This is a genomic window from Candidatus Neptunochlamydia vexilliferae, assembly GCF_015356785.1.
In the GTDB taxonomy this organism is placed as follows: Bacteria; Chlamydiota; Chlamydiia; order Chlamydiales; family Simkaniaceae; genus Neptunichlamydia; species Neptunichlamydia vexilliferae.
In genome coordinates this window covers 1-11,917 of sequence record NZ_JAAEJV010000024.1, presented here as the reverse complement: position 1 = coordinate 11,917, position 11,917 = coordinate 1, and the positions used below count along the sequence as shown (strand labels likewise).

Annotated in this window: 12 protein-coding genes; 10 read left to right on the top strand and 2 right to left on the bottom strand. The window is 46.5% G+C overall.

What is annotated here, in order from left to right; translation table 11 throughout:
• Window positions 1-4 precede the first annotated feature (4 nt).
• Together gatC and NEPTK9_RS05220 are read right to left on the bottom strand one after the other, a co-directional pair.
• Complete coding sequence (gatC, locus tag NEPTK9_RS05225) at window positions 5-298, bottom strand: Asp-tRNA(Asn)/Glu-tRNA(Gln) amidotransferase subunit GatC (protein ID WP_194847778.1); 294 nt, start codon at window positions 296-298, stop codon at window positions 5-7.
• 61 nt (window positions 299-359) lie between these two features.
• Window positions 360-1,910, bottom strand: coding sequence for a hypothetical protein (locus NEPTK9_RS05220; RefSeq protein ID WP_194847777.1), 1,551 nt, complete (start codon window positions 1,908-1,910; stop codon window positions 360-362).
• 325 nt (window positions 1,911-2,235) lie between these two features.
• On the opposite strand from NEPTK9_RS05220, the gene NEPTK9_RS05215 reads away from it, so the two are divergent.
• The 10 genes from NEPTK9_RS05215 to NEPTK9_RS05170 all read left to right on the top strand — a co-directional run bounded on the left by NEPTK9_RS05215 (window position 2,236) and on the right by NEPTK9_RS05170 (window position 11,853).
• Window positions 2,236-2,463: a DUF378 domain-containing protein gene (locus NEPTK9_RS05215; RefSeq protein WP_194847776.1), complete on the top strand. Its 228-nt coding sequence runs from the start codon at window positions 2,236-2,238 to the stop codon at window positions 2,461-2,463.
• Between the two features lie 107 nt (window positions 2,464-2,570).
• Window positions 2,571-3,947 carry a TIGR01777 family oxidoreductase gene (locus NEPTK9_RS05210; RefSeq protein ID WP_194847775.1) on the top strand — a complete coding sequence of 459 codons (1,377 nt, stop codon included), beginning with the start codon at window positions 2,571-2,573 and terminating at the stop codon, window positions 3,945-3,947.
• Between the two features lie 956 nt (window positions 3,948-4,903).
• The gene (gene brnQ / locus NEPTK9_RS05205) at window positions 4,904-6,040 is read left to right on the top strand and encodes a branched-chain amino acid transport system II carrier protein (RefSeq protein ID WP_194847774.1); all 1,137 of its coding nucleotides are present in this window, start codon (window positions 4,904-4,906) and stop codon (window positions 6,038-6,040) included.
• A 277-nt stretch (window positions 6,041-6,317) separates the two neighbouring features.
• On the top strand, window positions 6,318-6,959 hold the full coding sequence (locus NEPTK9_RS05200) for a YIP1 family protein (protein WP_194847773.1): 642 nt from the start codon (window positions 6,318-6,320) through the stop codon (window positions 6,957-6,959).
• A gap of 14 nt (window positions 6,960-6,973) precedes the next feature.
• Window positions 6,974-7,561 (top strand): hypothetical protein, encoded by a 588-nt coding sequence (locus NEPTK9_RS05195; RefSeq protein WP_194847772.1) that lies wholly within the window; start codon window positions 6,974-6,976, stop codon window positions 7,559-7,561.
• Window positions 7,562-7,689: 128 nt separating this feature from the next.
• Window positions 7,690-9,288 carry a hypothetical protein gene (locus NEPTK9_RS05190; RefSeq protein WP_194847771.1) on the top strand — a complete coding sequence of 533 codons (1,599 nt, stop codon included), beginning with the start codon at window positions 7,690-7,692 and terminating at the stop codon, window positions 9,286-9,288.
• Complete coding sequence (locus NEPTK9_RS05185; protein ID WP_194847770.1) at window positions 9,285-10,589, top strand: MFS transporter; 1,305 nt, start codon at window positions 9,285-9,287, stop codon at window positions 10,587-10,589. Before NEPTK9_RS05190 ends, NEPTK9_RS05185 begins: the two co-directional genes overlap by 4 nt.
• A gap of 61 nt (window positions 10,590-10,650) precedes the next feature.
• On the top strand, window positions 10,651-11,034 hold the full coding sequence (locus tag NEPTK9_RS05180) for a hypothetical protein (RefSeq protein WP_194847769.1): 384 nt from the start codon (window positions 10,651-10,653) through the stop codon (window positions 11,032-11,034).
• A 91-nt stretch (window positions 11,035-11,125) separates the two neighbouring features.
• Window positions 11,126-11,437, top strand: coding sequence for a hypothetical protein (locus tag NEPTK9_RS05175; RefSeq protein WP_194847768.1), 312 nt, complete (start codon window positions 11,126-11,128; stop codon window positions 11,435-11,437).
• Window positions 11,438-11,538: 101 nt separating this feature from the next.
• Entirely contained in the window at window positions 11,539-11,853 is a 315-nt protein-coding gene (locus NEPTK9_RS05170) for a hypothetical protein (protein WP_194847767.1), read from the top strand.
• Window positions 11,854-11,917 lie beyond the last annotated feature (64 nt).

Here is an 11,917-nt window from a genome sequence, read left to right as displayed (position 1 = left end):
GCTCTTACTTTATAACAGGGGGGACTCGGATCATTCCTCCCACCTGGGAGGGGCTATTTTCTAGGAAGGTTTCTCTTGGAAGGGATTCGCTTACTTCGTCCTCACGAACAACCATCCCGATCTCTTCACTCACGTGGTTGCAGACGGGGACATCTTCGGTATCGACCTCTTTCATCTGGTCGATATATCCCAAAATCGACTGGAGGTTTTTGAGGAGGGTATCGACCTCTTTTTCTGAGCAGCGGATCCGGCTAAGGCGGGTGAGATGCTCAATCGTTTCCTTATCTAAATTTGACAAAAGAGTCTCCTTGGTAAAGAACCTACTTTACCTCAAATAAAGAGTAAAAGGCAAGCAAAACCTACCGATGTGGGCAATTGCCAAGCTTCCAGTCACACTCTTTGTAGGGGACTCCATTTGGGATTGTCGTAAAGTCGTGGATCACGAAGTTATTGAGAGCCGTTTCCTTTCGTCCATTAAAGTTGGTGAAGAGGGGTTCGTATAGAAAGCCCATCTTTTTGCTTGGGTTATAGACAAAGTTCATAAAGTTTTCGAGGCTCCAGTTTCCAAAAAATTCGTTTTCATTCGGTTCAAACTCGGTTGAAAAGACGAAGTAGATGCGAGAGCGGATATAGTTGGAGATCCTGGGAGCAGACCAGTTCACGGGGGTCGCGGTTACATAGTACTTTGCTTCGATGATATCATCGTGGAGGCTAAACCCTGCGTTCAAGGCACATTTTCGGTTGTTTTCAGGATTTTCAGCTAAGGTGCGGGTGACCGCTTTTCTCACAAATGGAGGGCGGATTTCGATCTTTGAGCCAGCGATAAGTTGTCCTTCGTCATCTCCAGGACTTCCTGTTTTGAAGAAGGTAAAGAGACCGGAGACCTTGTTTTCCCCTTTGAAGTTAGTGATTGTTCCGGGCCCTTCGACAAAAGGAGTCCCCCTAAAGGTATTTCCGAGATCTTGCGCAAGGGCGCGGACTTGTCCTAAGTTTTTTTTGTCTAAGGTTTGGTTTTGGTAAATGGGTTCGACAAGGCGGTGATCGGCAAGGTCGAGATAGACGGTATCGAGGAGGGGACGGTTATTATGGATACGCCATTCGGGGGCTAAGTGTTGCACTCCTTGTGAGGGGAAGTGCTCTGGGGGGATAATATCGATGTGGTTCGGTTTTTTTCCTCGGATATCGGTAAGCAAGGGAAAGTGGGCGAGGTTACAGAAAGCAAGCTCTTTTTGGTCGAGGGTGAGGAGAACTCCCATCCGAATCGAAGGGAAGGCATTCTCAGGAAGATGGTCAGCGCTTCCTTGCTTGTAATGGTCGAGTTGGTTGATGGCAAGCTGAATGGCGCCATCAGAAAGTTCTTTGGGATCGATGGTAATTCCTTTAATGAGGGGATGTTTTTTCGACCCATTTTCTCCAAGTGTGTTGACGGCTGTGACCCACTCAAGCTTTTCGATTAGTCCATCGAAGAGAGGTTCACCAGTGATTTCCCAGCCGAGTAAGCTGTAGATATACTCTTTGATTTGCTGTGTCCAGCCTACAGATGTCTCTATGAAAGGATCGGGATCAAAAACGACTTCTACTTCAGAATGTTTGCTAAGCTCAAGGGCCCAGTAATAGAAGTTGTCTTCCTCATCGACATCAAAGTTTTCAGGGTTAAAGAATGGGTATTCAGAAGGAGGAAGGATTCGGACAAGGGCTCTTCGGGTATTGTACCGTCTTGTAAAGCGGACCTTGTCTTCAAACAGGTTTCGTAATTTGGCTGTCCGCTCTTCTTGGGAAAGCTCCTTAAGGTTCATCCCTGTATAGTCGGTCCAAACGCTGAAGTTAAAGCGCTTAACCGAGCGTCCCTCCAAACTTGTACAAACCAGTAGTAGTATGCTTAATAGAAGAAATGCTTTGAACGCCTTCATAATTCTCGATGCTCCTTAAGTAACCTCAGTTTTGGGTTTATTTTACTCAGCCTCAGGGGATTTTAGTTTTCTTTTCTCCTTTTTGATCTCGGAAAGGGCCATTTAGACCCTTACCTTCGATTAAATAAGGAGAAAATTTAAGCAAAACTCCCTCTGGAGCTAAGCAAACTAAACCCAAAACTGAGGTTAAGTAGCTATTTTCAAAAAATTTTATTCACCATCTCATTAAATGTCAAAACTTTTTTGAGTTTTTTGTGGCAAACGGTGGTAAAATTAAGGGAAAACCGGTAAATATAGGGGATGAATAGGACAGGAGGTACCACCTATGAAAGCAATTAGTGTTATTGCATTGATACTTATCCTCGTAGGAGCCCTAAATTGGGGACTTTGGGGATTTTTCCAATTTGATTTAGTCGCTTGGCTCTTTGGCGGAAATACATCGTGGTTATCGCGGGTTGTTTATGCGATTGTTGGTCTTGCTGGCGTTTGGGGTTTAAGTTTCCTTGGGAAATGTAAAGCTCTTTGCTGCGGCGGCTCTAAACACAAAGGGTAGTTCATCTGATAAACAGGTGCGTGCACGCACCTGTTTTATTTCTTTTTTGCAAAAAATCTTTAGTTGTAGTAAAAACCATATGCATCGCTTTAATAGAGGATGTGCATATGGCAAAAAAATGCAAATTCAAAATCCGGTCTCTGGTAAATAGATCTGCTAAGGAGATCTTTGATTGGCATGTCAGACCAAGGGTTTTAGAAAGAAGCATTCCCCCTTATGAAAAGATTCAGGTTCTTAACTCCAATGGACGTCCCGAGGCGAAAGGGTCAGAGCTTTCTTTTCGGGTAAGGATAGCTCCATTTTTTTGGACAACTCTTAGTTTTGAATACGCTGAATTCAAAGCTAATGAGCACTTATCAGCCTTTTTAAAAAAAGGGCTTCTTCGACAACACTACTATGAAATGAAAATCACTCCTCAAGGTAACCACACTTCTGAGGTGATTGATGGCTTTGAGTTTGTTCAGAAGAGTTTTTACTCCAGTCTTGTTTGCTCTATTGTTAAAAAATACCTGGTTAGCATCTTAGAGTATAAGCATCAAGTGATTGACCATGATATTGGAATGCTTCAAAAGTATCCTTTTAAAGAGCCGCTAAAAATTCTTATCAGTGGTTCCCATGGACTGATCGGAAAAGAGGTTGCCTATTTCCTTGAGTTTGCAGGGCATGATGTGTGGCAGCTATCGCGACAGGAGAGTAATGAGGAAAAAAGTGTTTGTTGGAATCCGAGGACAGGGGAGTGTCAGCTCCACGAGTTTGAAGGGTTTGATGTGGTGATCCACTTAGCAGGGGAAAGCATTGGTAAAGGGTGGTGGACCAAGAAGAAAAAGAAGCGGCTCATTGATAGTCGAGCGAAGGGAACGGAAAATCTTGTCCAGATTCTTAAAAAACTGAAAAATCCGCCCCAGGCTTTTATCTGCGCGTCAGCAGTGGGTTATTATGGAAACCGAGGAGATGAGCTCGTGAATGAAGCCTCGGGTTCTGGTAAAGGACTTTTCATTACTGAGATTTGTGAGCAGTGGGAGCGGGCAGGAAAAGAGTTAGAAGAAAAGGGGGTTCGGGTAGCTCATACCCGCTTTGGGGTGGTATTGAGTTCTGCAGGGGGTGCCCTTAAGAAAATGCTTTTCCCTTTTAAATGGGGGCTTGGGGGAAAGATTGGAGATGGCCACCAGTATGTGAGCTGGGTGGCGATCGATGATGTTGTGGGAGCGCTCTATCATGTGATGATGACCCCAACGATTCATGGGGCGGTCAATGTGGTTTCCCCCAATCCGGTTCCCAATGATATTCTTGCCAAGAAGCTAGCCAAGCGGTTGAAAAGGTGGGTGGGACCTCCGCTTCCTGAGCTTGTCGTCCGTCTTCTTATGGGGCAAAAGGGGAAGGAGCTTCTTCTAACCAGCACCCGCGCGGAGCCTCGATGTCTCTTGCAGACTGGTTATATGTTCCACTACCCTGAGCTCACCCAAGCCTTGAAACATGTCATTTAATTTTAGTTAATGTAAGTTTAATGGTTTGTTTGGAGAGGGGCTTAGGTGTTAAACCGGTGGAAAACTCCATTAATCCATATAGAGATTCGTCGGGGCTGCGCCCCCTCTGCCCCTTGAGCTAGGCCCCTGGATAGAGGGCATGAGCATTTATCTGGCTTTTTCTTTTTCCCGATAAAGAGATCTTGCTCCTCCCCAATAGCGCCTACCGGCTATGGGGTCGTCGCAAGGCTCACTTTCTCGCAAAAAATCGAAAATCCATCTAAACGCTCCTGTCCTCCAACCAGGGGCTAAGCGAACAGTCAAATCGGACCTTCAGTCGGGGGTCTGGGCGAAGCCCTAGACAGGCCTCTCCTTCATGCCAATTTTACAGGTTCGCCCTGAAGCCGCGGACAGCTCACCGCATGGCTTTTCTTCGCCTTTGGCTCCGAAGCCATGTCAGTTCGCTGGAAAGGTTTTTTCCTAGAAAACCTTGCACATCTTTCACGAAGGACCAAGTTTTTTTTCCAGGTTTTTAGCCACTTAGGATCGACGAATTTCGACAGCTTTCGCGTTGCCTAAAACCAATTCTTGAGCTTGTTTGGGTATAACAAAAAAATTCACTGAACCAACACAGCTTCGGAGCCGAAGGCGAAGAAAAGCTGCGTCGTGAAGTGTCCACGGCTTCAAGATGGCTATGCAAAATTGATCTGAACGAGGGGCGGAACAGTGCTTTGCACGGCCCCCCGAGGAGGGTCGATTTGGCTTGCCAGGTTGAAGCTCAAGGGGGCAGCAGGGGGCTTGCCCCCGACGCATCTTTCTCCTAAATACTCCCGATTAACTACATAAAGTGGAAAGGCCTCCATATTTCGGGAAGTGTTACCTCAGCATGCTGTATTTTGAACCATGCCAAAATTTAGATTAAAAAAACCATCGCCCTCAGTCTTGCCTATTATTTTTCTATGGAGTAGAATAGGTGCATGAAAAATAAATCTTTATCTATCGGTCTGGCAATGTTTTCTATGTTCTTCGGCGCCGGAAACATCACCTTCCCCCTTGTCATCGGCCAAACCGTTGAAGGAGGCCTCATCTGGGCCCTCCTGGGACTGATCCTCACTGCCGTTTTGGTCCCTTTCAGCGGCCTCTTTTCCATTACCCTCTTTGAAGGAAATTATGAAAGCTTCTTCAGCCGGATCGGAAAATGGCCCGGAACCATTGTGATCATCATCTTGCTCAGCATGATCGGCCCCTTCGGAGCCATCCCCCGCTGCATCACCTTGACCTACTCAACGCTGAAAGTCTATTTTTCAGGTCTCCACCTACTCACCTTTAGCCTCATCAGCTGCGCCATCCTCTTCCTGTGCTCTTGGAAGAGAAGTCGGATCATCGACCTCATCGGAAGCGTCCTCTCCCCAGTCCTCCTCCTCTTCCTCGTAGCCATCATCGTTAAAGGGGTCTTCTTCTCATCAACCGACCCAGTTGGCTCTTCTCAGGTTTCTCACCCCTTCTTTTATGGCTTAAAGGAAGGGTATAACACAATGGATCTCCTAGCGGCCTTCTTCTTCTCCTCCCTTGTCTACAGCAAGCTGAAGGAGCAGGCAGGAGAGAAAAAAAGTCTTCTCCTCCCGGTCTTTAAAGCGAGCTTGATCGGTGCCGGACTCCTCGGCGGAATCTATATTGGATTTAGCTATGTAGCCGCCTTCCATAGCCTCTCCCTCGACGGTGTGGGAGCTGAGCAGCTCCTCGGGCGGATCGGCCAGGTCGTCCTAGGACACCACGCTGGCCTTATCGTCTGCGTCTCCATCGCCCTAACTTGCTTAACAACAGCGATCGCCTTAACCGTTGTCTGCGCTGAGTTCTTGCAAAAAAGAATCTCTAAGGGACGGATTTCCTACGAGTTATCCCTCCTTGTGGTTCTCACTATTGCAGCCTTGGTGTCCACCTTAGAGTTTACGGGGATCGTGCGTCTCCTTGCCCCCATCCTTCAGGTGATGTACCCCTCTCTACTCATCCTTTGTCTTTTTAATATCTTTCATAAGACTTTTGATTATAAACCGGTTAAGTTTCCCGTCTTTACCTCGCTTCTCTTAGTTCTCTATTTTCAATATATTATGTAAATAAAACGTTCAGCTTTGTTTTTATTTTTAAATTACATTTTTATGTAGTTTTTTATTGCCAAATTAATTTTTTTGAGCTAGATTAAAGATGAGGGTGGCAAGGAAAAAGAGCTTGAGGGAACGATATGAATAAAGAAAAAGCACACGGCGATCGATATTTTTGCCAATATTTGTGCGCCTATTTTAGCGGCATTTGCTTTCCTAAAATTGAGAACATTGTCCATAAGACAAGGCGAAATTTTTGGAGGGCAAAGGGCGTTCAAAAGAGGGGTCAAATATGAGTGAAAATACCGATCGCCGGGTGCTAGGGTGTAATCCATGGCTCAGTATGTGGGTCAGACCACGGCAAACCATTCGGACACTAACTCAGCACAATCCAAACTATCGGTTTGCAACATTTTGCGCGATTTATGGGTTCCAGTACTTACTGCAAGCCTCTCAGTTTCTAGCTTTAGGAAGGGCAAGCTCTCTTATCGTGATTTTGATTTTGGCAGCGATTTTAGCGATTCCGGTCGGTTACCTTCTGTTTAATGTGACGAGCTTTTTCTTTTTTGTGCTGGGGAAACTGATCAAGGGAAAGGGGAGTTTTAGACACATCCGGACCGCTACCTATTGGGCAAGCGTGCCAATGGCTGTTTCTTTGGTGATTTGGGCAGGATTAATTCTCTGTTATGGGAATAATCTTTTTGTACCGGGGTATGAAAAGCATCTTATGGGAGTCGCGGCAACGATTAACGCGGTTGCTGGGATAGGACAGTTGATTTTGGGAGTCTGGGGATTTGTAATTTTTTTACATGCTTTAGGGGAAGTACAAGGGTTTTCTGCATGGATGGCATTGCTGAATGTATTTTTATCAGTGCTGACTGTCTCTATCCTTCTATTCCTCGTAGGTTGGGTCGTTTCGACCTTAGCAACATAGTAATAGGGGGGAATATGTTTGCACACTTTAGAAAAAAAGCGCTTGCGATGACAGGAGCGGTGCTGCTTATGGGGGGGAGCTTTCAAACAGCTCTAGCAGCACCGGTTCATCTGGTAGCAAGAAATCAGAAACAGGAAGAAGCGGTGAGTTGGAAGAAATTCCACTCGGTTTATGGAAAGTGTATGGTTTCACTTCCTTCTTCCCCTGAGCATGTAAAGCAAGTGATGCCGTTTCCTGAAGAGGGGTACAACCTCCGCTACGATGTCTATGTAGCGGCCCATGAGAAAAAAGCGGTTTACATGATGCTTATTGCGCAGTATCCTCCATTTGTCACCGAGGAACATGCGGAGATGAGCCTAGAAAGCTTCTTAAATGGTCTTGTGACACAAAACCATGACAATGAGCTGATCTTTGCCGATCTGACCACTGTACACGGACATAAAGCGCTCGACTTCTTTATCCAGTCGAAAGAGGTCTACTTTAAAGGGCGGGTGATCATGGCCGAAAACCAACTCTATCTTTTGGCGATGGAGTGTGATGTCAAGCACTATCAAGAAAGCAACTTTAACCACTTTATTAGCTCCTTTGAGTTGGTTAAGTAATCTGATAGGGCCAGCCTGATCCTGGGTTGGCCCTTTTTTTCCACATATAATTCTCTTCGTGGTATGGGTGGATTTAAGAGAGAAAATCCATGCACCAAGGGCCATTACCAGAAGTAAAGCTTATCAATGTGAATCATCGTGATTCATGGCAAGGAGCTGTCTCCCATCACTTCCGCTCCACGTTTAAGATGCACTCCTTTAAAAACCTTCTCCTTTCGATCCTCACCTTTGGTGTCTATCCCTATAAAAAATACAAGCAGGCCAAACATGCGATCGCGCAGTCCCTTGCCGCCCGCAAACTCTCCTTTTTCAAAGCCCTACGGGAGCGGATCGAGGAGTGCCGTGCCGAAAAAAACCACAGCGATCCCCGCCAATCACTCAATGCGATCTTCCTCCAGGTCCAGTCCTCCAAAGTGGATGAAAGTGAAGATGCCCTCGAATTTAAGGCGATCTTCTACCCCAGTGAGCTCCTCCTCTTCATCACCAACCCGATCCGCGACCAAAAAAGTATCCGCCTCCACCGCCTAAAATCGCGGGGCAAGCGGCTCGATTATTTGAAGATCTGGCATGAGCTCAAGAAAAAAGCGCGGATTAACCAATACCGGCAAATCCAAAACATCAACTTTTGTAACAAAACTCTCAAAGAAGAGCACTGCCTCACCCCAGCCGGAACCCATGACCGCCTCTCACGCACCTCGGTTTCTCGAAAAAATGGAGCCCTTCTCACCAAATTCCGAGAGCTAGGCAAGGCCTTTCAAGAGATCGTCCTTGCCTACCAAGACTTTGAAGATTTGAAAGAAGATAACTCTGATCTTTACCACCTGATCGACACCTTGGCAAAGACCTCCCAAAAAGATATCGAGACCTTGCAAACCTACCTTGCCAGCCGCTATCTACCCCGCGATCTCCCTCTAGAAAACCGACGGCAACTCATCCAGCTTGGGAATCAGCAAGAGGTTCTCTTCCATATGAGTGAAGAGGAGCAGTTTGGTCTTTGCGCCCTCGTCCTCAATAAGTACCAGTGGGACTTTCTCCTCTCGATCCAAGAGGTTTCCAAGGTGACCCTCGGCCTTCTCGACTGGGCCTTTGAAGAGTGTCCCGAGACGATTGCAAAAGAACTCTCCTTTATCGAAAAATTAGAGGGAGGAGCCCATGAAAAGGTAACGGGAGATCCCGAAGCCTTCCCCAGCTTTAACGAAAAGATCGAAGAAGATCCCTCCCTTTCCTTTATGACCGTTAACTTTGCTAAAGAGCTCAACCGGGAGTGGCCCTCTTTCCATCTTTATGAAGAGGCGACCCTCCTCTATGAAGCTCCGAAAACCGAGTCCTTTTCGATGGAAAAGCTTTTAGAGGTCTATAAACAGATGGAGAAAATCGCCTCTGCCGATCGCCCCATTTTTTCCTTCCTCCAAGAGGCTTTTTCCCTGGTGGGAAAACAAGCCTTCCAAGCGGCAATTGAGGAAGGAGTGATGAAACTTTTAGGAGAAAAGTCAGAGTATTTTCTCCCCATCTTTTCCAATTCTGACATCACCGCTGCAAAAAAAGGTGACAACGAGATCGAAATCCGGTACTCCTTTGAACAGGTCATTACCAAAAGGGGAGAGGTCGAGCACCCCTTTGAAAAGGAGAAGTACATGATCGTCACACAGCCCTTGATCCGAACCGATGGGAAATGGACCTCGCCCGAAGCCAGCATGAAAATCGTCATTAAGAAGAGACCTGCATGAGAAAACTATTTCGCAGTGTGATCCCTCCTCTTGTCAGCCTCGTCATCGTGATGCTTGGCAACGGCTTTTTCAACACCTTTGCCAGCCTCCGCCTCGCTGCCGATGGAGCCCCTAGCTGGGTTGTGGGGGTGATGAACGCTTCCTACTTTGCAGGGATCATGATCGGCTCCATCTATGTCGAGCGGCTGATCGATCGGATTGCCCATATCCGCACCTTTGCCATTATGGCCTCGGTCAACTCCTTTGTTTTTGTCATGCAAGCGCTCATTATCGACCCCGTTTCCTGGACCTTTTTCCGCTTCTTTTCAGGTTTTTGTGCCTCCGGCTTTTTTATCGTCATCGAAAGCTGGCTCCTCCTCTCCTCAGGGATTAAAAGTCGAGGGCGTCTCCTCTCCCTCTATATGGCCACCCTCTACCTCGCCCAAGGATTTGGACAGTTTATGCTCAACCTAGCGCCCATTGAAAGCCTCTTTCCCTTTGCCATTACCATTATCCTCAGTTCCCTTTCCCTCATCCCCGTCTGCATGATGAAAAGTAGTGGACCTCTCCTTCTCGAAACTTCGATCACCAACATCTTTCAAATTCTAAAAAAAGCCCCCCTTGGCCCCATTGGTTGCTTTATCGCCGGGATGATCATGAGCTCCTTTTATGGGCTGGCCCCCATCTTTGGAAAGGAGATCAAGCTCTCCGTTCTCCAGATTTCCCAGGTAATGGGACTCACCATCCTCGGAGGGCTCGCTCTCCAGTGGCCCATCGGCCACCTCTCCGACATCTTTAACCGGCGCAAAGTGATCATCGGTGTCTGCTTGGTCCTCATGGTCTTAACCTATGCCCTTTTTCTCAGTCCCCACTATCCTTACTGGCTCCTCCTCCTTCTCATGATCGTCTTCGGGGGGATTTCCTTTACCCTTTACCCCTTGTCGATCACCTATACCTGCGACCACTTCTCTGACAAAAAGATCATCGGGATCACTTGCGCTCTCATGATCATCTATGGAACGGGGTGTATCGTCGGTCCTCTCGTTTCACCCCTCTTCATGACAATCGTGGGTCCGAGCGGTCTCTTTCTTTATGTCACCCTCCTCTGTGCCCTCTTCATCATCATCTGCTTCTGGCGGGTCCTCCACTCCAAGCCCCTCTCCGAGGAGGAGCAGAGCGACTACCTCCCCCTCCCACGGGCCACCTCCCTTGCCTTCTACCTCGATCCTCACTCCGACCTTGGTGCCGAAGAGGAGCTCGACGAAGACGAAGAGGGGGACTACCTCTTCGGTGAAGAGGACGAGGACGAAGAGGAAGAATAATCCTTGTCATTTTAAAGCGGTTTCTGTATATTCTTAATAAAATTTTAACAGGAGTTCCTCCATGCCTATATTCAACGCTAATAAATATATTGAACCGACAGCCGTTCTTGCTGTTTCGCTTGTTCCCTGTATCCCAGCTGTTTTAAAGATGCTCGATGGGACAACCCGCATCCCGGTTGTCTTAACAGGAGCGCTAAGCGCCGCTGTATTGGGAACCATGCAAGATAAGAAGACAGCAGAAAAAGTTGCGGCTACAGCGCTTGCTTATTTCTTAGTTTGGGGCGTTGCAAGAACCGCCAAGTCGGAAAAGTTTTTCTTCCACTGGAAAGGAGCGGCTCTAGGGGCTGCTTTGGCTGTAGTGGCTACACTTCTTAACCTGAGAAAGGTGCGGCTTGACTTTAAATTTAAAGCTCTTAAAGGAACTGGCGTGTCAGGAATTGCCTAATTTTTGGGAATCTTGGGGTTAAGTAAAGTTTTTGCTTTTCATCCAATTTGATTTTGTTCAAAATGTCTTTTACCTAAGCTAAGGAGAGGATATGGATAAATTAAGGAATGAATTACCAAAAAGAATAGATAAAGCGATTCAATGGCTTGAAGAAAGCCGCAGTTCTTGGAAGAGCAAGACTATAAAATCAAAGTATGAGCTCCAAAAGCAAAAAATTGCTGTAAAACGGGCAAGGGCAAGCCGTGATTTATTGAATAAAAAACTATCTGAAGAAAAGGTATCGCATTGCAGAGCTCAAGAGGAATTAGCTCAAAAAGAAATTGAAATTGCCGATCTTAAATCTCGATTAGAAAAGGCTGACCAGCAAATTGAAGAATTAAAAAAAAACGACTGGTCCCACTAACTGAAAAACCTCGCCAACATACATACTGGACCGGTTTCATAACAACAACGCTAACCCTTCTCCACTCAGCCAGTTTAAGCTTTTCCGGAACAGCAAATGCAATGGAAGTCTTTCATCAACAAAAGAAAATTGATCGAGCCCCTGCAGTAGAAACTTGTATTCAGTGGGAGATGAAACTCGGGTTACATAAACTAACCAGGACCAAAGAAGCAGCTGACGACTGGATCTGGATTCCAGACCATGTTGTTAGCAAGGGCTCTCATAAATGCCTTGTTGTATTGGGGGTTCGCATGAGTTCCCTTTTAAAGAAAGATGATTTGACAGTTGCTTTTGAGGATGTTGAGCCCTTAGGAATTGTCCCCATGAAGATTAGTAACGGCGGAGACTGTAAATTAAACTGTGTAAACGCCATTTAGATGCCTCCCAAAGTTGGGAGCCTTTCTTCATAGGCTACCCCAAAATATGAGAGTGCTTCTTTCC